This window comes from Flavobacterium beibuense F44-8 (assembly GCF_000769915.1).
GTDB lineage: Bacteria > Bacteroidota > Bacteroidia > Flavobacteriales > Flavobacteriaceae > Flavobacterium > Flavobacterium beibuense.
Genome location: NZ_JRLV01000021.1, coordinates 36,672 through 59,722 on the forward strand (window position 1 = coordinate 36,672; position 23,051 = coordinate 59,722).

Sequence of the window (23,051 nt, forward strand, 5' to 3'; positions counted from 1 at the left end):
TTTATAATACGCCATGAAATCCATTAAAGTAATCGCTTTTGACGCCGACGATACCCTGTTTATTAATGAACCCTATTTTGAGGAAACCGAAAAGAAATTTTGTGGTTTGATGGAAAACTACCTGTCCCATCAAAGCCTTTCGGCAGCAGTTTTTAAACATCAGGTAGATAACCTTCCGCTTTATGGTTACGGTATAAAAAGTTATATACTGAGCATGATACAAACGGCTATTGAAGTATCAGACGGTACGGTTAGCGTAAAACATATTCAAAAAATTATAGATCTTGGGAAAGAGCTCCTGCAAAAACCTATTGTGTTACTGGATGGGGTAGAGGAGACCCTTAAAGCTTTACAGGGTAAGTACAGGTTGGTAGTGGCTACAAAAGGCGACCTTAAAGATCAACAACGCAAACTACACGATTCAGGACTGGGGCATTACTTTCACCACATAGAAGTAATGGCAGATAAAAAGGAACTCAATTACAACAAACTGCTTTCAAGGCTGGATATAGAGCCACATGAGTTTTTTATGATTGGTAACTCATTAAAGTCAGATGTGTTGCCGGTACTTAACATAGGCGGATATGCGTGTCATGTTCCGTTTAAAACTACATGGGCACACGAAATGATAGACCACGAAATTGAGCACGATAATTTTTACGAAATTAAAAAGCTTAACGAAATCATACCTATACTTTCCTAATAATAAAGCTATGGAATTACACTTTTTTGAAACTCCGGCTCATTTTAGGGAATGGCTTGAAAAACACCATGAGGTTAAAACCGAACTGCTTGTAGGCTATTATAAAAAAGGTACGGGAAAGCCAAGTATTACCTGGCCGGAATCGGTAGATGAGGCTTTGTGTTTTGGCTGGATAGACGGGATAAGACGAACCGTTAGTGAGGAGGTCTATTCTATACGATTTACACCACGCCGCCCCAACAGTGTTTGGAGCGCTGTAAACGTAAAAAAGATGGAAGAACAATTGCAGCTGGGCAGGGTTTTCCCTATGGGGATTGCTGCCTATGAAAAGCTTAACGAGGACCGATCCAAAATATATTCTCATGAAAGGAAAGCTCCTGCCGAGTTTAGTACAGATCAGGTAAATATTTTTGAAAAGAATGAAAAAGCATGGGTGTTTTTTAACGATCAGCCGCCTTATTATAAAAATCTTATGAGGCATTGGGTTACATCTGCCAAGCAGGAAAAAACTAAAATATCACGGCTTGAAAAGCTTATAGAAGCTAGTGAAAATGGTATAAGGCTCCGTTAAAAATATTGAAATTCAAACTGTTTAATACAATTTTTCCGTTATTTTTGATGTTGTACTGTATATACAGTAACCTTAAAAACCAACTAATTATGAAAAAACACCTTATCAGAAATCTTGCTGCAATGGCGGTAGTTGTTTGTTTTGCCTTTGCATTACCTGAAACCGAAACCCAAAAAATCAATGTTGTTATAGATGCCGGTCATGGCGGTAAAGACTTTGGAGCTAAGCACGATGACTTTTTAGAGAAAGACATTGTAGCATCAATCGCCCAAAAGGTAAAGGAACTTAATGATGATAAAGAAGTAGTGATTCACTTTACGAGAAACGAAGATGAGTTCCAGCAACTTACAGACAGGGTTGAAACTATTAATAATATTAAACCTGATTTGGTTTTATCCCTGCATATTAATATGACTGGTAAATCAGATAAATCAGGAATGGAATTTTATATTGGTCAGGATGTTGCCCAAAATCAAAAATCAAAAGAGTATGCTGCTAAATTATCTGCTGCGATGAGTGACAGGTTTGAAGTAGCCCCTGTAAAAGAGGCTAAATTTTATATACTAAAAAATACAGAGGTACCAGGTGTACTGTTTGAAATGGGATTCCTTTCAAATGAAAACGACAGACAATACCTAACATCACAGGACGGGCAAAAAGAAATTGCTTCACGCATTGTAAACTTCCTTAAGGAAATAGAATAACATGGAACAGAATTTTAAAAACCATATAAGGTATTACACTCCGCATCACTTTATATTTTATCCGGTGATGTTGTTAGTAATGGGATTTTGCGTAGGCCGTTCATTTGATAACGAAAACCGGCTTATATGGATATTCCTGTTTCTGGCATTCTTTTCTATTACTTTGTTATCGTTTATGCTAAGACAACACTATGCCTTAACATTACAGGACAGGATTGTAATGCAGGAATTGCGTTACCGTTATTTCGCGACTACTGGTAATCGTCTTGAACCTTATGAAGATAAGCTAAGCAAAGGGCAGTTGTTTGCCCTGCGTTTTGCCCCCGATGAAGAAATGCCGTCACTGCTGGAAAAGGCAATAGCCGAGAACCTCGATCCTAAAGCAATTAAAAAGTCAATAAAGCACTGGAAAGCCGATAATCAACGCGTATAATAAAAGAAGCCTGCTAATTAGCAGGCTTCTTTCGAAATAGATAGTTTAGAACCACACAAAAAACTCTCTTATCCTATATGTTGTAGCCCTTTCAGGCTGTATGTTATTGGTTAGTATCAGGGTTAGCTTTTCGCTGCTCCTTCCAGGTCTGTTCGGCCTCATTATAGGTTCTGGAACGTACATCCCTTCCCTGGCTTATGTTGTGGGCAATAAAGGCTCCACTGTTCATCTCATCTTTGTAATAACTTCTGTCGGCATTACGACCACGGGCACTTATAGGTTCACTTGGTCTGTTTCCCATTTGCCCCGTGTAGATGTTGTTGCTTTTTTCGGTACTCATAACACTTACATTTAAACATTAATACTAATTTTAATTGTCAGGTTGATTTTCCTTTTTCGAAGCACCTTTCTCAGCATTTTTAAAATTCTTTTTCAACTCTGGAGTTTTTTTCTCACTTAAATCCTTCCCGCCTGATACTTTTGGTGCAGGAGTTTGATTTTTATCATCATTATTCACATTCATAATCTGTTCCTTTTAATTGATGTATACAAAGTTCAGTTATAACTTACTGATATTGAAGTTAATTAACACTGATTTTTATGGGAAATGTTATAAAAAGCTTTAACAAAATCCTTAAATGCAGTAATAGTAGCTAATTAACATTTTGATAGTTAGCATATATAAAGGAAAGTTTAACAAACAATTCACGCAATGAGTTGTAAAACAGGTTGTAATAGTGAGTAAATTAGTAGTGTATTATAAGTTATTACTTATAAAAACATCATTTATTTCTATTAACCAATTTTTTAAAAACAGATATAATTATGAAAACAGCAAAATGGATTCTCGATTTGGCTCATTCAGATATACAGTTTAAAATAAGACATTTACTTATTGCTAATGTTACAGGGCATTTCAGGCTATTTTCGGGCACTATGTATGCCGGAAAGGATGATTTTACCGATGCCAACTTTAAACTGACTATCGATGTGTACAGTGTAGATACCAATAATGAGCAAAGAGATGAGCATTTGAAGTCGGCCGACTTTTTTAATGCCGATTACTACCCGGAAATGCAGTTCGTTTCAAAAGCATTTAACCATGTAGATGGCGATAAGTATGATTTAAAAGGTGACCTTACCGTAAAAGATATAACTAAGGAAGTTACATTTAAGGTATTGTTTGGAGGGGAAGCCAGAGACGGGTTTGGCAATATGAGAGCCGGGTTTGATATTAGCGGGGAGATTAACCGAAACGATTTTAATATCCATGCCAATGACACTACAGAGGCAGGCGGACTGGTATTGGGAGAGGAAATTCACCTACATGCCAACATACAGTTTATAAAGGAAGAAGATTAAAAAACGTAGCTTGTCTCAAAAGTGTTTATTTTTCCATTTCGACCTTGTGGAGAAATCTATTAGAGATTTCTCGACTTCACTCCGTTGCGCTCGAAATGGAACTTTTGAGACAAGCTTTTTATTGTTCTGTATTTCCGCGATCCCTTTTGTTTTCAGGATGTGATGTCGGATAACGGTTCTTTTCAATATCTGAATTGAAATCCCTGTTCTCAGCAGTTTCCTTATCCTCGGCTTCGTCTTTGGTACCACGGTTTTTGTCTACCACTTCGCCTTTGTCATTAACTGTTTTGTCGCTTTGGCTAACCGGTACAGCTTTCCCTTCATTCACATCGCGGGCACGTTTTTGCAGTTCTTTATTACCTTCTTCATCCTTCTCGGTTTCGGGGTTTAAAAAGCGGCTGCCGGGATTATAATTATCGGGTAGGTTTTCTCCGCTAAAACCTTCATTTTTCTGATGGTCGTTTATTTTTTTTGAACCTAAATCTTTAGGGTTGTTTGTTGTTTCTTGTGACATAGCTTTTCGTTTTTTTAGGTTGGTATTATAATATTACCACTAATAAACCGTAAAGCAAAAGGGTTTAACAAAGCCTTAGCTACTGGTACTTTATAATAAAATTATAGTGGGAGTTCACTATGTCGTTCACTGTTTTTTGCAGGGATTCGTCCAGCATGTTATATCCGTCTTTAAGTTTACCCGATGAGGTAAAATAATCAGGGAGTTTATATTCAACCAGTACATCACCGTCAGTATAAATATCACCTACTTTAAAGTCGAGGGTATAACTATTAACGTGAAAAGTAATGGTCATGGTATAGCGTATTTTGTAAAAGAAAGCTTCACCACGATTACGGTAATAAAAAGCATTTTTTTTATATGCGCTAATGGTTATAGTGTTAGCTGTTACAGCAGTAACATCTACAGGACTTTTAAGTCGGTTATATTCATAAGCCCAGGTATCTGTTGCTTTTATGAATAAATCAACAGGTATGGAAGGTATACTTACCTCTACAGGATCAAAGCCGTTAGCATGTACCTCCATTACCGGAGGTTGTGCTCCTGCAGTTGTGCATATAAATAGTATTAGTAAGGTAATTTTATGCATGCTATTTGTCGTTTAGGGCATTTTCAAACTCTTCCTGTATCCTTTTGTTAGATATAAGCATAGGTTTTTTATCAATGGTTATGGTAATATCATCTCCGTCTATGCTATAGGAACCCGAGAATTTTCCCAGTGGGGTGCTGCCTTCAAAATTTCCGTGCTGGTCGTCTCCGGCAAGCTTACCCTTGTCACCTATAGAACCTTTTATCTTGTTAAGCAGGCTTGTTTTATTGCCCGGGTAACTTATTGTAAACTGATTAGCCATGATTATTTAGGTATTGGTTTACAGTAAAGTTACATAATTATAAGGGAGAGCTGTGTTTACCTTTTGTTAAATGCGTAAGAAAAAGCCGAACACAAAGTGTTTATTCCTTAACGGTAAAACCGCCTTTTTCCGCATCAAAAGTTATGCTGTCGTCGTTAAACAGCCTGTCAAAAACCTTGTTGCTAATTAAATTAGCAGGGGAATCCTGTATTACTTCCTGCTGTGTCATTACAATAATTTCGCTGCTTAACTGTAGGGCAAGGTCGAGGTCGTGAGTAGAGTAGAGTATGCATTTATCGGTTTCCTGCGTAAGCTTTTTCAGGAGTCTTAGCAGGCTTACCTTATGCAGCAAATCTAAGTGAGTGGTAGGTTCGTCCAGTACTATAAAGGGAGTGTCCTGAGCCAGGGCACGTGCAATAAGCACCCTTTGTAACTGTCCGTCACTTATTTCATAATATTTTTTGTTGGCAAGATGCTCCAGTTGGGTAAGTTGAAGCGCCCTGCTTACCTGTAGTTTATCTTCTTCGGTAAGTGAGCCCAGCCAGTTGGTGTAAGGCTGCCTGCCCAATGCTATCAATTCGTAAACCGTAAGATTACTTGGCGGAAGTTTTTCGGTAAGTACCACGCTCAGGTTTTGAGCCAGCTCTTTAGGGTTGTGTTGAGTGAGGTTAATTCCGTTAAGCTGAATAATCCCTTTTATGGGTGGCTGAATCCCTGTAAGAGTACGCAATAGTGTGGATTTACCTATACCGTTGGCGCCTATTAATGCGATAAGTGCGCCTTTTTTAAGGTTGAGGTTAATATCATGTGCAATAACAGCTTCCTGTTTTTTGTCAGGATAGCCAATGCTAAGATTATTTGCAGCTAATACTGTTTCCATCACTTTTTGAATTTAACTGAATACGCCTTTCTTTTTTCTGAACAAAAGCCATATTACTATTGGCGCACCAATTATAGATGTGATACCGTTTATAGGCAGTACAAAACTACTTCCCGGCCATTGTGTAACTGTATCACAAATAAGCATTATGGCAGCACCTGCAAGCAGTGTTGCCCAAAACAATACCAGGTGGCTACTGGTTTTAAACAGTAGTTTCACAATATGGGGCACTGCAATCCCTATAAACGATATAGGTCCTGTAAATGCGGTAATACAACCTGTAATAATACTGGTTGCCAGTATGATTATAAAACGTGTTTGGCTAAAGTTTATCCCCAAGCTTTTGGCATAGCGTTCGCCAAGTAGCATAGCATTAAGGGGTTTGATACAGGTAACGGCTATGGCAAGTCCCAGCAGGCTGGCACCCCATAGTATGGATATGTTTTCCCATGAAAGGTTTCCTAAACTCCCCAGTGCCCAAAACGTATATTTTTGAAGCTGTTCGGCATTACTGAAGTAAGACAGCACGCCCACAATAGCCCCTGCAAAGCTCCCAAACATCAATCCTACAATTAGTATTGCCATAGTATCCTTTAACCTTTGTGCCACCAGCAATACTGCCAGTAATACCAGTAAACTACCAAAGGTAGAGGCAAGTACGAGTCCGTATGATGATGAGAAAAAAGTACCTACGGCAGGTACAATCCCCGCGCCCAAAATAACAATGGCTACCATAAGGCTGGCTCCCGAACTCAACCCTAAAACACTAGGTCCTGCCAGTGGATTACGGAAAAGTGTTTGCATAAGCAATCCGCTTATTGACAGCCCAATGCCTACAATAATGGCGGTTAAAGCTTTAGGTAGCCTGTAGTTTATTATGATGTATTCCCATGCTGATTTTGAAGCGCCTTTGCCAATAAGGCTGTTAAATACTTCCTTAAGGGGAATACTAACCGATCCCAAACTGATATTAACGAGAAACAGTGCCACAAGGCTAATGCCCAGCAGTATAAAAATCAGTGTATATCGTTTGGTGTACAGCACAATGGTTTAGTTTAGTTTTTCGAAAAAGTAAAGTTCGTAATCCGGTAACAGTTCCGGATGAAATATCTTGATAAGATCTTTTAAAACAAGATCGGGTCTTGTTGCCGAAAGTTCATAATATACATAGCCGCCCGTAGGACCTCTTTTTGTACCAAAGGAGTATACCTTCTTGTTTTTAAACGACTGAAACTGTCCGTAGTGGGGATTGTTTTCTGTCATTTGGGTAAGCGATGTATAACTGTTTGGTCCAATCCAGTATTCGGCATTTTCGGCTTTATCCAGTACGGTTTCAAAAGATAGGCTAAGGCTTCCCGTTCCATCGGTATCTTTCCAAAGATAATCGGCGTTGGCATCTTTTAAAAACTGTGCTCCCCAGCTTCCTCCCTGTGGCAGGTTCCATTGATCCTGAAATATAGCACCTGCCATAACCGTAGGTTTTTCGGTAGTGTTTTGCGCTATTTTTTTAGCGTCATTGTAATCTTTTACTATCTGTTTAAAAATAATATTGGCTTCTCTTTCCCTGCTGTAAAGTGCCCCGAAAAATTTAATCCATTCGGCTCTTCCCAGCGGGCTTTGCTCTGTCCAGTCACCATTGTATAAAACGGTTAGTCCGCTGTCTTTAAGGGTATTCATGGATTTGTTGTTACTGCTTATACTAAAGCCCACAACAGCATCGGGAGAGAGGTCAATCATAATCTCGGTATTCAGTCCTTCGTTTTGACCTACGTCTTTAACCAGTCCCGAATCAATACGTTTTCTGGTCTTTTCGCTTGAAATAAAATCAGTACCGGGGTAGCCTACCAAAGTATTTTCCACACCAAGCATTTCCATTGCCGGTATATGTGTTGTTGAAGTTACCACAATTGACTGCAATGGTACCTGTATTGTCGTATATTTTTTAAGACTGTCGGGTACAACAGCATCTTTTTGCTGCATTACATAAGTGAAGCTTTCGGTAGCATTAGGCCATGGGTTAGTCACTTTTATAATGGTGTAGCCGTGGTGTTTGTACAGCTCCAGTCCGCTGGCGTAAACTATTGAATTCTCGACAGTTTCGGTAGTTTCTTTGTGTGCTTTTTCCTGTTTTTTACAGCCTGTTACAGCCAGTAATAAAAAAAGGAAAATAGGGTAGTGTAAGATTTTCATAACAAATATTAAGCTGCTGCAAATGTATAAATTTCAATATTAATCCTATATTTGCACCCAACTTTAGGTTATAGTGTGCCGGCCGCACACTGTATTAAAAGGGAATCAGGTGTAATACCTGAGCTGTTCCCGCAACTGTAAGCTATATCCCTTTTGGGAGGCTGTTGTTAACTGCGAGCCACTGCCTGTATGGGCGGGAAGGTAAACAACAGTACGCAAGCCAGGAGACCTGCCTTTAGTGTTAACAATTATCGAACCTTCGGGAAAAAAGGTTCTGGAAATTATGACATTTAACAGACTCATTCTTGTATTAACTCTTGTATTGTGCCATCAGCTTTGGGCGCAGCAGGATACTATTGTCCCTTTAAAAGAAGTGATAATATCAGACACGCAATTGCGTGATTTTTCCAATACACAGCAGGTGCTCGCGCTAAACGATTCGGTTATCGGGATCAATCGGGCATCGCTTACCTCATTTTTAAACTACAATACCACCATTTACTTTAAGGAAAACGGACTGGGTATGGTTTCGTCTCCGTCATTCAGAGGGACAACTGCTCAGCAAACCGCCGTGATATGGAACGGTATAAACATAAACTCCCAGTTAAACGGGCAAACCGACTTTAACGTAATAAATACCCGCGACTTTAATGCCATAGATGTTAGGGCAGGAGGCGGAAGTGTTATTTATGGCAGTAGCGCCATAGGAGGGAGTATTCACCTGAACAACGAACTTGAGTATAAAGAAAAATTCACTAACGAGCTTAGGGCAAACTACGGCAGCTTTAATACACTGGGGCTGCATTATGCCGGGACAATGGCTACAGATAAGTTTAGCGCATCGCTTAGCTTTACCCGAAACAGCTCTGACAACGACTATGATTACGTAGGTAAGGACGGACATAATCTTAACGGGCAGTATTATAACAACAGTGCCTCGGCTACTGTGGGTTATAAAATTAACCAAAAAAATGTCCTTACCTATTATAGCTATCTGTTTGAAGGGGAGAGGCATTTCTCACTCATATTCCCATCGGAAACAAGAACGAAGTATGATAATTTTGACACCAGGAACATGCTGGAGTGGACAGGCTATTACGGCAGGTTTACCTCAAAACTAAAGGCAGCTTACCTGAGTGAGAAGTACAAATACTTTGATAATATTTATGAAGAGGACTATACTTACGGGAAATCAGAATCTATAATAGGGAAGTACGACCTGCTGTTCCAGATTAACAGTAAGATGAAACTGAACTCGGTATTGAACTTTACCCAAACCAAAGGGTATGGCTCTAATCTGCAGGGAGCCGAAAGGCATATAGGTTCGGGCAGTGTATTGTTTAGTCATTCAATTACCGGTAAATTAATGTATGAGGCGGGTATAAGGAAAGAGGCTACAAATAATTATGAGAGTCCGTTTTTGTATTCGGCAGGAGCCAAATACCGTTTTTCCGATTTTTACATGCTAAGGGTAAACGGTTCCAAAAACTTCAGGATACCTACTTTTCAGGATTTGTACTGGCAGGGTAGCGGTAATACCGATTTGAAACCCGAAAGCTCTGTACAGGGAGAAATAGGTAACGAGTTTACCATTCAAAATGCAAGCCTAAGCGTAACGGGTTATTTTATAAAACTTAAAGATATGCTACGCTGGCTGCCTACAGGTAGTGTATGGCGACCACAAAATACCGATAGGGTTAAAACCTATGGTATAGAAACGGTGTTTAAATACAATAGGGAATTTAACGCGCATAAACTGGGGCTTACCGCCGTGTATGGTTATACCCGAAGTGAGAACGAAGATACAGGCAATCAGCTTATTTATGTGCCTTACCACAAGGCATCGGGCGCATTATCTTACGGATATAAAAGACTAACGGCTTACTACCAGTTTTTATATACCGGAGAGGTGTTTACACGATCTGACAACAACTCGAGGTACAATATAGATGCCTATACCACAGGTAACTTTGGTGCCGAATATACTTTTGGAAAAACGACTACTTATAAACTGGGGGCACAGGTGCTTAATGTTTGGAATGCTGATTATGTTAGTGTAGACAGCAGGCAAATGCCCGGAAGAAATTTTAATTTTTATTTCACTTTAAAACTCTAACTTAAACTTAACAACTATCATGAAACTTAAAAATTCATTATTTGCCTTATTGGCCGGTTCTTTATTTTTTGTGTCTTGTAGCAGTGACGACGATAATGTATCGGTTGTTTCCGGTGCTTACGAGAACGGAACTTTTGTGCTTAACGAAGGTAACAGCAACCCGTCTACAGGTACTGTATCTTTTATTGGTAACGACGGTACTGTAGAGCAGGATATATTTACTGCTGTAAACCCGGATGCTCCTGCTATTGGTACTTACCTGCAGTCAATGTTTTTTAGTGATGATTATGCATTTATCATTTCTGGTCAGGCAAATAAAGTAACTGTAGTAAACAGAAATACTTTTGAGTTTGTTGCAAGTATCGAAACTGATTTCAGTAACCCTCGTTATGGTGCGGTTATTAACGGTAAGGCTTATATCACTAACACATCTAATTATGCAGATCCGGATGATTTCCTAACAGTGGTTGATCTTGCAAGCTTTACAACATCTACAGTAGAACTTAACAACTATGCTGAAAGAGTACTTACAGAAAACGGTAAGCTTTATATTGCTAACGGATATTACGGTAGCGGAACATCGGTAACTGTATTTAACCCGGCAAACAATACTGTTGAAGCAGTTATTGAACTTGGTGATTCTCCAAATTCTTTTGACGAGGAGGACGGTGCTTTATATGTAATGGGTGATAGTAAAATAAGCAGAATAAACCTTGCAAACAATACAGTTAGCGGTACTATTGAGCTTACTGCTGAGATGTCTGGTGCAAAAAATCTTACAATTTCTGATAATTCTATATACTATACTGTTGGAACTAGCGTTTATAGCTTATCTTTGAACTCAAATACATTACCTACAGAAGCTTTATTTAGTTATGAGTCAGGTTCTCAATGGGGTGCAATGTATGGGTTTAATGTAAACGGAGGCAAGGTTTATATTGCAGATGGCGGTGACTTTGCTTCAGACAGCGAAATTTATATTTACGGTACTAATGGTACATTAATAAACACACACGTAGTAGGAGTTGGACCTAATAGTTTCTACTTTAACAATTAAATTACTAGCTAAAAATAAAGTAATTTTGTTTATGTTTAAAAAGAAAGGCTTCCCTAGGGAAGCCTTTCGAGTTTTATTATGGTAACTCTTTTACAAGATGACCTAAATTTTGCGGTACCTCTTCAATATACATTTCATCGCCAAATGGCTGCATGGTTTTAGAGGTTTTAAATATTTTATGTTCTCTTCCGGGCTGCTGTGGCATCATTCGTCCGTTTGCCGTAATCTGGCTAATTGCGGTTGCCAGTAAAGGCTCACTTGGGTTTCCTATTTCGCCAAGATTGTCATAATCTTCGGGCATTTCAATATCAGGACTTATGCCTTCTTCATAATCGCCAAAGTTATTTTTGTTCACTATTTTAAGTACCAATGGCTGCATAGCATAGCGATGACTTGGATCTACATCATTTTTAGAAAAATCGGCAGAATCATACAGTGTAACCGATCCTGCATTTTTACCAATGGTAGTAGTACCTATTTGTACCACATCAATATAAGGTTTAAGGCAGTTAATTATCAACTCACTGGCAGAAGCCGTACTACCTGTTGTAAGTATATATACCTTATTAAGGTTAAGGTGGTTAATGCCTGTTCCGTCGTTTAATGCTCCTGCAAAATTATTTACCAGTGCATTAGGGTTATTATTTTCAAAGTAATCCTGTAGTTTAGGGTTCCACTGTTCTTTAGCCAGTAGTTGTCCCTCAAACTGACCCGTAATCATACTGGCAAGGTAGGTCGCCGTACGTACAGATCCGCCTCCGTTATAACGCAGGTCAAGTACCAGTTCATTAACCCCCTGCGCGGCAAGGTTACCAAAAGCAGTATTCAGCTCGTTGTCATAGCTGCTAAAAAAACCATTATACATAAGGTAGCCAATAGTTTTACCACCTTCGTTATATACCACATCGGCAAAATAAACCGGGTCTTCACCATATTGAAACTTGGTAAGACTAACCTCTTCGCCGTTTGGAGTAATAGTTCCGTCATTATAATCGGCAAGGTTTAGGGTGTAGGTGTCGGCAGCTAAAAGGCTTCTGTAGTTAGAAGGTGTAAGCGGAGTTCCGTTTACAGCATAAAATATATCCCCACGCTGAATATCTTTAGTAGAGGCATCACTATCGGGCAATATGTAACGTACATAACCAAATATACTGGTTTGTGAAGCATCGGTATACACAAGTCCAAATTCCACACCGTTACTTTTAGCTACACCCTGTAGGGTAGCTTCCAGTACGTTATAGTCGGAAACCAAAACACTAAACCTGTCACTTTTTGCAGGGTTTGTAGGGTCTACATACAAAAGGCTGTTAAAAAGAGCTTCAGGACTGGAGTAGCTTTGCAAAAAGGCATTTAGTTCTCCCTGATTACCAAATCTGTCGTCTGCAAGGTTTGGTATTTCCGGTTGCCATAAATAGTATAGGTTAAGTCCTTTCCATATAAAATCGTTTACCGGAACGGCGTTATCGTCCATATCTTCACAGCTTTGCAGGGCAAAAGCAGAAATGAGCAGTAAGCAAATGGCAATACTTATCTTTTTCATGTATAGCAGTTTTAAGTATAAAACGTAAATTTAATATTTTTAATATTATTTGTAACAAAAAACAAGGGTATTCGTCTTCCTATTATAAAACCGCAAACAACGATAGCAAATTATTATGAATCAAACGGAGTTCGTAAATATTATTACTCCTTTTAAAGACCGTGTTTTCAGGCTGGCAAAACGGCTGTTAGTTAGTAACGAAGAAGCCGAAGATGCCACTCAGGAAGTTTTGGTAAGGTTATGGAAAAATAAAGGTAAACTGGAAAAATATTCGAGTGTGGAAGCCCTGGCCATGACAATAACAAAAAACTACTGCCTGGATCAGTTAAAGTCTAAAAGGGCTACCGAGTTGCGGATAGTACACTCCAACTACAGTGACCGCGAACCGGGACTGCAAAAGCAAGCCGAAGACCGCGATACATGGGAGTGGGCAGAAAAAATAATGAATACGCTCCCCGAACAGCAGCGCCTTATTTTGCAAATGCGGGATGTTGAGCAATACGAGTTTGAAGAGATTGCCAAAATAATGGAAATGAACGAAACGGCAGTGAGGGTAGCTTTATCCCGTGCCAGGAAAGCACTGAGGGACGAATTAACTAAAATGCACAATTATGGAATTAAGAGAAATTGAAATACTTATAGATAAATACTTTGACGCAGAAACCAGTATTGCTGAAGAAAACCAGCTTAAGATGTACTTTTCTTCACACGATGTGGCGCCTCATCTGGAGCAATACAGGCCAATGTTTGGGTATTTTGCCCATGAGAAAAACCAACGTTTTGAAAAAACGATACCATTAAAAACCAAAAAACAATATGTTGCATGGTTATCGGTTGCTGCAAGCGTGGTGATTTTATTTGGGGTGTTTACCTTTATTGACAGGCAGCCTAATGATAATGACCTTGGTACCTTTGATGACCCTGAAGTGGCTTTAAGGGAAACCCAAAAGGCATTAAACATGCTGTCGCAAAATGTAAATAAGGGGGCTAGCACTATAGGGTATCTCGAAGAATATGAATCATCAAGAAAAACAATCTTTAAAAAGTAAAAAAATGAAAAAGCTTATAGTAACCTTAATTGTAATGCTGGTACCGGTGTTGTTTTATGCACAGGGAGCATTTGATAAGTTTAACGACATAGACGATGTAGCGGTTATTGTTGTTGATAAAAGCATGGTTGATCTTGCTAAAGAAATGAAAGTAGGCAAGAGTGAACAGGACATGGTGACTAAATTTACCGAAGGGCTTGATAACCTTAAAGTGTACAGTACCGAAGTGAAAAAGTACAAAAAACAGCTAAAAGCTGCAGTAAAAGATTATCTTAGGGATAATAATATGAAAACGCTGATAAGCGTAAAAGATGACGGCGAGGAAGTAAAAGTGTATGCTAAACAAACATCTTCAGATACTTTAGATGAAGTACTCGTATTTGTTGACGGAGGTGACGGTGATGAGACATTAGTTGTTACCTTTACAGGCAAAGTAAAATTGTAATAAAGTACCATAAACTTAATATATTACCACAAAATGAAAAAGCTGATTATAACCTTTGTATTAGTGCTAATGCCTACTTTGTTCTTCGCACAGTCAATGTTTGACAAGTTTGAGGATGAAGATGAGATAGTATCTATATTGGTTAATAAAAAAATGTTTGAACTTATGAGTGAGGTGAAGGCCGACTCAAGCGATGAGAATACCAAACAGCTTTTCAGTCTTATTAAAAGACTGGATAACCTGAAGGTGTTCACTACCGAAAATGCTAAGTTCAAAGCTGAAATGAAAAAAACGGTGGATGCTTACCTTAAAAAATACCCGTTAGAAGAACTAATGCGTATTAGCGAAGGCGGGCAAACCATTAAGATTTATGTGAAAACCGGAGCAACGGCATCTCAAGTTAAAGAACTGCTTATGTTTATTAACGGAGGTGACGGAGATGATACCGTTTTAATGTCACTTACAGGTACTTTTGACCTTAAGGAAATATCTTTCCTTACCGATTATATGAAGATACCGGGAGGTGATAAACTAAAAAAAGCTTCAGGTAAAAAATAAAAATCATGAAAACCATTCATTATCTTTTCGGAATCATGCTTGCCCTTATGCTAAGCTTAGTATCTTGTGATTCGGGTCCGTCACTGCAAAAGTACTTTGTAGAAAAAGCAAAGTCTCAGGATTTTATTGCCTTTGATTTAGGGACCAGTATTATAAAAGGGGATAAATTCAATTTATCACAAAAGGAGACAAAAGCGCTTGATGCAGTTAAAAAACTCAATATCCTGATTTTTAAAAGCGGGAATGAGAACGACCAACTGTATACAACCGAAGCTAAAAATGTAAAAGGGCTGCTTAAAACAGGAGGCTATGAGGAACTAATGCGTTTTGGTTCAGGTAAAAACGGAGGTAGGATATGCATGCTTGGTGAAAATGATGATATAGATGAGTTTGTAGTTTACCTGCATCAAAACGGAGACAGTTTTGGGCTTATAAGAGTGCTGGGAGACGATATGACTCCGGGAGATGTATTTACTGTAGTACAGTTGATACAAAAATCAGGTCTTGATATAGCACAGCTCCAACCGGCTCTTGATGCAATGAATATCAACAACAACGAAGGTTAATTTGATATAAATAATAGTTCTTAAAACGAAAAATCCGCTCTTGCAGCGGATTTTTTTATTTTTTAAAATATTTAAACGGAACGATGAGCATACCAAAGCATTCGCCGTGTTCTTTGCCTAAATGTTTGTGGTGCATTTTGTGTGCTCTTCTTACTGCTTTAGCATAACGGTTATTGGCGTTACGCAAAAGCTTAAAGCGCTGGTGTATAAAAATGTCATGTACAAAAAAGTAAGCGATACCATAGGCGAGTATTCCCAAGCCAATAGCAAGACCAATATCCAGTATTTGGTACTTCCATAAAAGGAAGAACCCAATGCTTACCAGTGCATAAAATATAAAAAAGGCATCGTTACGCTCAAACCACGAGTCGTGATCTTTGCGGTGATGGTCTTTGTGCAGGCTCCATAAAAAACCATGCATAATGTATTTATGTGTAAACCACGCCATAAATTCCATAATGCAAAAAGTTAATATAAATACCAGTATGTAAACTAACATGGTTTTGATTTTTTATATAAAGTTAAAACGATAATTTAAATAACACTGTGCCAGTAAGCCAAATTTTTGATAATTAGGTACCCTTATTCTTTTGGTTTTAATTTCGGGAGAAGGAGTGGCCTTTAGTTTTTTAAGCAGCTTTTTGTAGTAGGCATAAGCTGTATATACACCAAACTTAGCTTCTACAGGCAGCATTAAAATACCCTTGTAACCTTCGACAAGGTCGGCTTCAATTTCCTCTACTATATGTTGTTTAATATCGTCTGTAATTTCGTTAAGATTTAGCGAAGGGAAATAGCTTCTTCCCAGTTCTTCGGTATCGGCTTTAATATCTCTTAAAAAGTTTATCTTTTGGAAGGCCGAGCCCAATCGCATGGCAGGTCCTTTCAGTTCTTCATATCTGGCATCGTCATTATTCACAAAAACTTTTAGGCACATCAATCCTACCACATCTGCCGATCCATAAATGTATTGGTTGTATTCGGCTAGTGAGCTGTACTCCTTTTTTACCAAATCCTGCTTCATACTTTTCATAAAAGCATCAATCAGTTCTTTAGGTATATTGTATTGGTTAGCCGTATGCTGAAACGAATTCAGCACAGGGTTTAGGCTAATTTTATCGCGCAGGGCATTATTGAGGTCTTTTTCAAAAAGATCAAAAAGCTCTTCCTTATTGTAGTCGTGAAATGTGTCTACAATTTCATCGGCAAAGCGCACAAAACCATAAATATTATAAATATCCTGTCTTATGCGTGGTGACAGCATTGTAACGGCAGAGGAGAACGAGGTACTGTATGACCTTGTTACATTCTTGCTGCAATCAAAGGAAACTTTATCAAATATTGATTTCATAACGTTTGGTAAAAGTTTGTTTGGATTGTTTGTATAATTGTTTTTCTATGAGTCCCGCTACCAGTTTCCCCGATATTAATGCAGGGGGAACACCTGGTCCGGGAACGGTAAGCTGTCCCGTAAAAAACAGGTTTTTTACTTTGTTGCTTTTAAGCCCCGGCCTTAAAAAGGCGGTTTGCAACAGGGTATTGGCAAGGCCATATGCATTTCCTTTATAGGAATTGTAATCGTTTACAAAATCGTTTACACAAAACGACTCTTTAAAAAGTATACTGTCTTTAAGACTTTGTTGTGTGAGGTTTTCAAGCCTTGTAATTATTTTTTCAAAATATTGGTCTCTTAATTGCGGAGTATCTTCCAGTCCAGGTGCAAGCGGAATTAAAAAAGTTCCGGCTTCCATTCCCTGCGGAGCGGTATCGCTATCCGTTTTAGCCGAAAAGCTGGCGTAGAATAGTGGTTCTTCCGGCCATTTAGGATTATCATAAATATCGGCAGCATGAACATCAAACTCCACATCAAAGAAAAGGGTATGGTGCTCTACATTTTCTACAGGCTTGTTGAAACCAACATAAAACAGCAGGGAAGAAGGGGCGAAGGTTTTTCTTTCCCAATAACCCTCACTGTATTGCCTGTATTGTTTATCCAAAAGTGTTTCGGTATGATGGTAGTCGGCGCCGCTTAAAGTAATGTCGCCTGCTATTTTTTCTCCGTTTACGACAATATGTGTGGCACATCCGTCTTCATCTACTTCAATTTTTTCCACGTTAGCATCGGTAACAAATTTTACACCCTGTTCTATAGCGAGTTGCTGCATGGCTTCCACCACGCTAAACATTCCGCCTTTAGGGTACCAGGTGCCAAGACCAAAATCAGCATAGTTCATAAAACTGTAAAATGATGGGGTGTCGCTTGGTTTTGCCCCCAAAAACAGTACAGGGAATTCCAGTATTTGTACCAGCTTTTTGTTTTTGAATTCCTTACGGATATCCCTGGAAATATTACCAAAAAATTGCCCGAGCTTTGCTATAGTTTGTGGGGTAACCAATTCAAGTGGGGATAAACCCGGGCGGTATACTAAATCCTTTATGGCTATATCATAATTACTTTTTGCTTCGTCTATAAATTTGCGTAGCTTACTGCTACTGCCTGGCTCTGTTTGTTCAAATACACGGCATATCTCATCAAGGTTATCACCTATGGTTATAAAATCGTTCATGCCAAAGCATACGCTATAGGCAGGTGATAGCTTTTTTAACTCGTAATAATCTTTAGGACGTTTCCCGAAATCTTCAAAAAAACGTTCAAAAACATCGGGCATCCAGTACCATGTAGGTCCCATGTCAAAAGTAAAGCCGTCTTTTTTTAACTGACGTGCCCTTCCGCCTATGGTGCTGTTTTTTTCGTATACAGTAACATTACAGCCGGAGCGGGCTAAGTAAGAGGCAGCTGCTAAAGAGGAAAATCCTGATCCGATTATGTTTATGGTAGCGTTCATTTGTTTAATAAAAATAGAAAAAGATTAAACATTAACAAAGTAAACTTTTGTTAAATTATATGCTGTCGGTAAATTGAGCTATGCTGTCAAACACCTTAATGTTTTCATTTAAGATATTCTGATCCAGAAATTTTCCGTTCCTGCCAAAAATGTACAGCCTGGTATCCGTGTCATTTACCACCTGTTGTTTTAAGGTGTTTACGTAATTAATTATCTCGTTGTTGTCTGGTGCAATAGTACTATAGGTTATAAACGTAATTTTGTTAAAATAGGTTTTTACATCTCTAAGGTTATCTAATGGTACACTTTCTCCTAAATATACGGTTTTATAGCCGTTTAATACCAGTTCATAATTAAGAAACATAAGCCCTAGTTCGTGTATTTCGTTTTGTGGCAGGTACAAAACATATGTCCTGTCGGTTTTTGAAGGAGGGGTTGTTTGTATTTTCTCCGTATTTGATGCAAGCTTTTGTCTAATCAGGAAGCTTATAAAATGTTCGTGTGCCGGAGTAATGGTATTGGTTTGCCACAGGTAACCTATTTCGCTAAGTAACGGTATAAAGAATTCATGGAATATTTCCCTGAATGACTTTTCCTGTAATAGTGAGTTATAAGTGTTTAGAAACAATGCCTGGTCAAAATTCATCATGGACAGCTTAAAGTTGTTCAGTACATGATCGGCCAGATTGTTTTTTGACAGTATCTCTTTAACCAGTACGGGTAACTTTTCGGGAGGCATTTTTGATATGGCTGATATCTTATAGCCAAAATTATGAAGTGTGGTTATGTTGAGTAGCTTTTGCAGGTTCTCAATATCATAAAAACGTATATTGGTATCGGTACGCATAGGCTCAAGGATATTATATCTTTTTTCCCAAATACGGATGGTATGTGCCTTGATACCGGAAAGGTTTTCCAGGTCCTTAATATTGAATACGTTTTTAATTGTGTTCATTGTTTTTGAAAAATGATTAAACAAAATTAATAAAAATATTTTTAACCCAATCATAAATAGTGAAAAGGTTACGTATTTTACTTAATTAGATTTAGTGTTTTCCTGTATTGTAAAACGTTTTATAGTATTCGATTTTTGTGCCCGTAAACCGACCTACGACGGGTTATGCAATGTTTGTTCTATTATAACCTGCTTTGGGGACAAAGCGGGTTTTTTTGTACTCAAAATTTACGTTACGTATTTTCCGTAATAAAATTCAGTATTTTCCTGTATTGTAAAATTGTAGGGGGAATCTCATATTTGTACCACAACAAACCAATCGATCAATCTATTAACGCAAGTTTTAGAGATAAAAAAGCTCCGCTAACCAACGGGGCTTTTTTCATTATGTATGGATAAAGTTAATGAAGCTTAAAAGGAAAACTCTTTAGCACTTACTTCGTTGTCCCACATAACGATACAGTTTTGAGACGGAGTAGCATACAGCTTTTCAGCCTCTTTGCTATTATAGCTGTATTTACCGTTTTTATAAACGATATTTATGTACTGGTGCTCATCCTTTAAAATATCAGGAGAGAAAAGAATTATATCGTTCCAGCCGTTTGTAGTTTTATCACTTCTGTAAATAGGGGAATAGAGGTTGTTAAAAACAGCTATTTCATTCAGATCATTATCTAAAAGCAGGTAAGTACATCCTTCTGCATTACAAAAATAGCTTCCGTATAAGTGTATAAAATAATCATCTTTTCCGTCGTTATTAAAGTCGGTTTGAAAGAAACTGAATTTCCTGTCGGCAGGCTTTAGTACGTCAAAGTCTTTAAGATATTTTTGATGTAAGAATGTTTTAATTTTCTCTGCCGATTCTTTACTCGTTGTAAGTGCAGAATAATTTTTGTTGCCAGAATTGCCAAGGGTAGGTTTCACTATTCCCATAGTATCTGCAGGCGATTCTTTAGTACTTTTTTCAGGCTCAATACTGTCGCTGTCGTTATCGTTTATAGCAGGTTTACAAGAGTGCAAAAAAAACAGGGATATAATCCCTGTAATTTGAATAAAATATATTTGCAAGTTGGATGCCATTGCCTGGTTTTGTAAGGTTGCTGCAAATATAATATAGTGTCTAACGGATTGAAAAATAAACCGCTATGTTTTCGTTTAAGGGCAAATAAACACGATGAAATAGCTTTTGTACAGATGTTACTCCAGCGCAATACCGGTTAGGAAAATTTCGGTATCTCCTTGTGAGTCCGATAATCTTGAAGCCTTTTTGGTAAGGTACTTACTGTTTTTTATATTTTTAAAATAATAGCCGTTTTCTTCGCCTTCGGCTCTTATGGCTACCCACAGTTCATCTTCGGTATATCCGGCAAACGGAATATAATTCATGTTACTGTTAAGGTATTCCTGAGTTTCCTCGTTTTTAAGAGCAAAGCCTTTTCCGTGCTTCTCAAAAATAAAGGTGCAAACATCATTTTTAAACCTGCGGCACATTTTACTGGCTTTGTTAGTCCTATATTCGTTATTGGCTTTATTTTTTAAATACCCCTTAACGGTTATGGCTTTTCGCCTTATAGGTACAAGGGGAGAGATCTCTGCATCGCCAGATGCATTTAACTTATCGGTAGTTATAACACTAAAGTTATGAGCAATGGCATACTCCCAGGCATCACTACTGTTTACATTATACAGGCGGGTTATATAATTAGCATCATGATAATAATCCAGTTTTTTTCTGAATAGCTCCTTATAAGGCTGATAAGGTGCATATATGGTACTGAAAAAAACAATATTCCCTTTTTCAGGAATATCTTTTAGTGTATATATTACTCCTTCGCTAAAGCAGTATCGTTTTTCAATATCGGTATTGGCATATTTGTTTTTACGGTCGGAGTTCCCTGTAAGGCAAAAAATAAACTTTCCACGCATTTGGGCTAAAGTAGGCCATCCGTTATTTTTTACGTTTTCGGCAAGGCTAAAGCTACTGTTTTTTATAAGTTGTCCCGGTTTAAAAATAAGCTCCTTTCCAAAATAGCATTTAAGGTAGGTGTCTATTTCATCATGAAAGTTAGCATCAATACCATTAAGGCTGTTAATTTCAAGATTAATAAGTACCGGGTAGTGGTTTGGTGTGGCATTGTGCCATTCCTGTAACTTTTTTAAATAGATACTTAACGATGTTCCGGTTGTAGTAAATCGCGACAGGGCAAAAAAGCTTGGTTCTATGCTTTTGTAAGGAGTAAAAGGGGTGCTATGCCTCCATGCCCGAAACTCAAGACTAAGACAACCGCAATTGTCGGGTACATTTGGGTTAAAAGCCAGTTGTTCCTCCAGTGTTTCTCTGTTTTTACTGCAATTGCCGGAAGCCTTAAAGATAACCTCATTGTACTTTAAGCTTTCCATCGTTAAATATTGGTTGGTTGGTTTGTATAGCAAAGTTATGGCTATCCGTAAAGGTTTCCTCGAGTATAATTACCTGTTTTTTTACACTGCGTAAAAACACGTGTTAGTAGTAAAGAGTGATTGTTTTTTTTTTTTTTTTGAAAATGACGTTTTAAACAAAGTAAACTGACGTTTTAAGCAAACTCCCTAACGTAAACTGCTCCTAACTTTGCCCAATAAAAAATATAAAAATGGATTTTACAGACAACAGTAACGGGGTTTTACAAAACCCACTTCCTTCGGGGTTTAGTAGTACATCAACAACACACGATGTGATTAAAGGGATTAATTTAACAGGTAAAACAGCCATAGTAACAGGTGGTTATGCGGGTATAGGTCTTGAAACGGTTAAAGCCTTTGTAAAGGCTGGAGCACAGGTTATGGTTCCGGCAAGAGATATTGCAAAAGCAGCAAAAAATCTTGAAGGAATTAGTAATGTGATAATAGAATATATGGACCTTATGGTTCCGGAATCTATTGATGTTTTTGCTCAGGCATTTCTTGAAAAATACAATGCACTGCACATACTGGTTAACAATGCGGGTATTATGTGGGTTCCGTTACAGCGCGATAAAAGGGGGTACGAATCGCAATTGGCTACAAATCATTTAGGACATTTTCAGCTAACAGCTAGGTTGTGGCCTGCATTAAAAAACAGTAATGGAGCGAGGGTTGTAAATGTCTCATCATTTGGACATCAGTTTGCTCCGTTTGATTTTAAAGATCCTAATTTTATTACTACCGATTATGAAACTCTTCAGGGTTACGGACGCTCTAAAACAGCCAATAACCTTTTTTCGGTAGAGCTTGATAAAAGAGGTAAGGAATTCAATGTAAGAGCTTATTCACTACATCCTGGGGCAGTAAACGGTACCGATTTAGGACGTGTGGCACCTATGACTCTTTTTCAGCAAATGGGAACACATGATGAGAAAGGAAACCTAAAGCCTGAAGTTGCTGCAAAATTGAAAAATGTGGAGCAGGGAGCAGCAACGTCGGTATGGTGTGCTGTTAGTCCGCAGTTAAATGGTATTGGAGGGGTATATTGTGAAAATGCCGATATTGCTCCGTTAGACTTGGGTAACATAGAACATAATATGGAAGAGCCCTCTACACAAAATGGAGTAAAACCTTATTCGGTTAATGCTGAGAATGCCAAAAAACTATGGGTGCTAAGTGAGGAGATGACAGGAGTATCTTTTAAAGTGTGTTAATTTATAACCGTGTACATTTATTTATGGTTATGGCTTGTTTTATTTTGTAATTTTATTT

The 23,051-nt window shown here is 38.2% G+C and carries 28 protein-coding genes and 1 riboswitch; of the genes, 13 read left to right on the forward strand and 15 right to left on the reverse strand.

All coding sequences use genetic code 11. From position 1 onward, the window contains the following. Positions 1-13 precede the first annotated feature (13 nt). From Q763_RS14920 to Q763_RS14935, 4 genes are all read left to right on the forward strand, one after another. Positions 14-703, forward strand: coding sequence for an HAD family hydrolase (locus Q763_RS14920; RefSeq protein WP_035135767.1), 690 nt, complete (start codon positions 14-16; stop codon positions 701-703). A gap of 10 nt (positions 704-713) precedes the next feature. Next, positions 714-1,274: a YdeI/OmpD-associated family protein gene (locus tag Q763_RS14925; protein WP_035135768.1), complete on the forward strand. Its 561-nt coding sequence runs from the start codon at positions 714-716 to the stop codon at positions 1,272-1,274. A gap of 89 nt (positions 1,275-1,363) precedes the next feature. Next, positions 1,364-1,978, forward strand: a complete 615-nt coding sequence (locus Q763_RS14930; protein WP_198133475.1) for an N-acetylmuramoyl-L-alanine amidase — start codon at positions 1,364-1,366, stop codon at positions 1,976-1,978. A gap of 1 nt (position 1,979) precedes the next feature. Continuing rightward, positions 1,980-2,411: a DUF6526 family protein gene (locus Q763_RS14935; RefSeq protein WP_035135769.1), complete on the forward strand. Its 432-nt coding sequence runs from the start codon at positions 1,980-1,982 to the stop codon at positions 2,409-2,411. A 103-nt stretch (positions 2,412-2,514) separates the two neighbouring features. On the opposite strand, the gene Q763_RS14940 is transcribed toward Q763_RS14935, so the two are convergent. Both Q763_RS14940 and Q763_RS17860 read right to left on the reverse strand, forming a co-directional pair. Continuing rightward, a complete protein-coding gene (locus tag Q763_RS14940) occupies positions 2,515-2,751 on the reverse strand; it encodes a hypothetical protein (protein ID WP_035135770.1) in 237 nt (78 codons plus the stop codon). A 30-nt stretch (positions 2,752-2,781) separates the two neighbouring features. Then, positions 2,782-2,934 carry a hypothetical protein gene (locus tag Q763_RS17860; RefSeq protein ID WP_157499458.1) on the reverse strand — a complete coding sequence of 51 codons (153 nt, stop codon included), beginning with the start codon at positions 2,932-2,934 and terminating at the stop codon, positions 2,782-2,784. Between the two features lie 302 nt (positions 2,935-3,236). Here Q763_RS17860 and Q763_RS14945 point away from each other — a divergent pair, with 302 nt between their 5' ends. Beyond that, on the forward strand, positions 3,237-3,773 hold the full coding sequence (locus Q763_RS14945) for a YceI family protein (RefSeq protein ID WP_035135771.1): 537 nt from the start codon (positions 3,237-3,239) through the stop codon (positions 3,771-3,773). Between the two features lie 118 nt (positions 3,774-3,891). On the opposite strand, the gene Q763_RS14950 is transcribed toward Q763_RS14945, so the two are convergent. From Q763_RS14950 to Q763_RS14975, 6 genes are all read right to left on the reverse strand, one after another. Then, complete coding sequence (locus tag Q763_RS14950) at positions 3,892-4,287, reverse strand: hypothetical protein (protein WP_035135772.1); 396 nt, start codon at positions 4,285-4,287, stop codon at positions 3,892-3,894. Between the two features lie 79 nt (positions 4,288-4,366). Continuing rightward, on the reverse strand, positions 4,367-4,876 hold the full coding sequence (locus Q763_RS14955) for a hypothetical protein (protein WP_035135774.1): 510 nt from the start codon (positions 4,874-4,876) through the stop codon (positions 4,367-4,369). 1 nt (position 4,877) lies between these two features. Further along, positions 4,878-5,138, reverse strand: a complete 261-nt coding sequence (locus tag Q763_RS14960) for a hypothetical protein (protein WP_035135777.1) — start codon at positions 5,136-5,138, stop codon at positions 4,878-4,880. A 100-nt stretch (positions 5,139-5,238) separates the two neighbouring features. Further along, entirely contained in the window at positions 5,239-6,018 is a 780-nt protein-coding gene (locus Q763_RS14965; RefSeq protein WP_035135779.1) for an ABC transporter ATP-binding protein, read from the reverse strand. Positions 6,019-6,030: 12 nt separating this feature from the next. Continuing rightward, a complete protein-coding gene (locus Q763_RS14970) occupies positions 6,031-7,062 on the reverse strand; it encodes an iron ABC transporter permease (protein WP_157499460.1) in 1,032 nt (343 codons plus the stop codon). A gap of 6 nt (positions 7,063-7,068) precedes the next feature. Beyond that, complete coding sequence (locus Q763_RS14975) at positions 7,069-8,208, reverse strand: ABC transporter substrate-binding protein (protein WP_035135781.1); 1,140 nt, start codon at positions 8,206-8,208, stop codon at positions 7,069-7,071. Positions 8,209-8,256: 48 nt separating this feature from the next. Beyond that, positions 8,257-8,459, forward strand: a riboswitch (cobalamin riboswitch). Positions 8,460-8,491: 32 nt separating this feature from the next. Between Q763_RS14975 and Q763_RS14980 the strand changes: the two genes are divergently transcribed. Then, a complete protein-coding gene (locus tag Q763_RS14980; RefSeq protein WP_035135783.1) occupies positions 8,492-10,324 on the forward strand; it encodes a TonB-dependent receptor plug domain-containing protein in 1,833 nt (610 codons plus the stop codon). Positions 10,325-10,343: 19 nt separating this feature from the next. Continuing rightward, on the forward strand, positions 10,344-11,381 hold the full coding sequence (locus tag Q763_RS14985) for a YncE family protein (RefSeq protein ID WP_035135785.1): 1,038 nt from the start codon (positions 10,344-10,346) through the stop codon (positions 11,379-11,381). A gap of 76 nt (positions 11,382-11,457) precedes the next feature. Here Q763_RS14985 and Q763_RS14990 read toward each other — a convergent pair whose 3' ends face one another. After that, positions 11,458-12,921: a S41 family peptidase gene (locus Q763_RS14990; RefSeq protein ID WP_035135786.1), complete on the reverse strand. Its 1,464-nt coding sequence runs from the start codon at positions 12,919-12,921 to the stop codon at positions 11,458-11,460. A 115-nt stretch (positions 12,922-13,036) separates the two neighbouring features. Here Q763_RS14990 and Q763_RS14995 point away from each other — a divergent pair, with 115 nt between their 5' ends. From Q763_RS14995 to Q763_RS15015, 5 genes are read left to right on the forward strand one after another with little or no spacing between them, the layout of a single operon-like run. Further along, positions 13,037-13,552: an RNA polymerase sigma factor gene (locus Q763_RS14995; protein ID WP_035135787.1), complete on the forward strand. Its 516-nt coding sequence runs from the start codon at positions 13,037-13,039 to the stop codon at positions 13,550-13,552. Beyond that, entirely contained in the window at positions 13,533-13,970 is a 438-nt protein-coding gene (locus Q763_RS15000; RefSeq protein ID WP_035135788.1) for a hypothetical protein, read from the forward strand. The genes Q763_RS14995 and Q763_RS15000 overlap by 20 nt, the downstream gene beginning before the upstream one ends. Before the next feature lie 4 nt (positions 13,971-13,974). Then, positions 13,975-14,415 (forward strand): DUF4252 domain-containing protein, encoded by a 441-nt coding sequence (locus Q763_RS15005; protein ID WP_198133476.1) that lies wholly within the window; start codon positions 13,975-13,977, stop codon positions 14,413-14,415. A 33-nt stretch (positions 14,416-14,448) separates the two neighbouring features. After that, positions 14,449-14,973: a DUF4252 domain-containing protein gene (locus Q763_RS15010; protein WP_035135791.1), complete on the forward strand. Its 525-nt coding sequence runs from the start codon at positions 14,449-14,451 to the stop codon at positions 14,971-14,973. A 5-nt stretch (positions 14,974-14,978) separates the two neighbouring features. Further along, positions 14,979-15,539 (forward strand): DUF4252 domain-containing protein, encoded by a 561-nt coding sequence (locus Q763_RS15015; protein ID WP_084596088.1) that lies wholly within the window; start codon positions 14,979-14,981, stop codon positions 15,537-15,539. A 55-nt stretch (positions 15,540-15,594) separates the two neighbouring features. Here Q763_RS15015 and Q763_RS15020 read toward each other — a convergent pair whose 3' ends face one another. The 6 genes from Q763_RS15020 to Q763_RS15045 all read right to left on the reverse strand — a co-directional run bounded on the left by Q763_RS15020 (position 15,595) and on the right by Q763_RS15045 (position 21,740). Then, positions 15,595-16,038 carry a sterol desaturase family protein gene (locus tag Q763_RS15020; RefSeq protein ID WP_035135793.1) on the reverse strand — a complete coding sequence of 148 codons (444 nt, stop codon included), beginning with the start codon at positions 16,036-16,038 and terminating at the stop codon, positions 15,595-15,597. Between the two features lie 12 nt (positions 16,039-16,050). Beyond that, entirely contained in the window at positions 16,051-16,890 is an 840-nt protein-coding gene (locus tag Q763_RS15025) for a phytoene/squalene synthase family protein (protein WP_035135795.1), read from the reverse strand. After that, positions 16,874-18,385 carry a phytoene desaturase family protein gene (locus Q763_RS15030; RefSeq protein ID WP_035135797.1) on the reverse strand — a complete coding sequence of 504 codons (1,512 nt, stop codon included), beginning with the start codon at positions 18,383-18,385 and terminating at the stop codon, positions 16,874-16,876. The genes Q763_RS15025 and Q763_RS15030 overlap by 17 nt, the downstream gene beginning before the upstream one ends. Positions 18,386-18,440: 55 nt before the next feature. Continuing rightward, positions 18,441-19,340, reverse strand: coding sequence for a MerR family transcriptional regulator (locus Q763_RS15035; protein ID WP_035135799.1), 900 nt, complete (start codon positions 19,338-19,340; stop codon positions 18,441-18,443). A gap of 411 nt (positions 19,341-19,751) precedes the next feature. Then, a complete protein-coding gene (locus tag Q763_RS15040; RefSeq protein WP_035135801.1) occupies positions 19,752-20,420 on the reverse strand; it encodes a hypothetical protein in 669 nt (222 codons plus the stop codon). A 117-nt stretch (positions 20,421-20,537) separates the two neighbouring features. Then, positions 20,538-21,740, reverse strand: a complete 1,203-nt coding sequence (locus Q763_RS15045; RefSeq protein ID WP_035135806.1) for a Ca2+-dependent phosphoinositide-specific phospholipase C — start codon at positions 21,738-21,740, stop codon at positions 20,538-20,540. 230 nt (positions 21,741-21,970) lie between these two features. On the opposite strand from Q763_RS15045, the gene Q763_RS15050 reads away from it, so the two are divergent. After that, positions 21,971-22,993 (forward strand): SDR family NAD(P)-dependent oxidoreductase, encoded by a 1,023-nt coding sequence (locus Q763_RS15050; RefSeq protein ID WP_035135808.1) that lies wholly within the window; start codon positions 21,971-21,973, stop codon positions 22,991-22,993. Positions 22,994-23,051 lie beyond the last annotated feature (58 nt).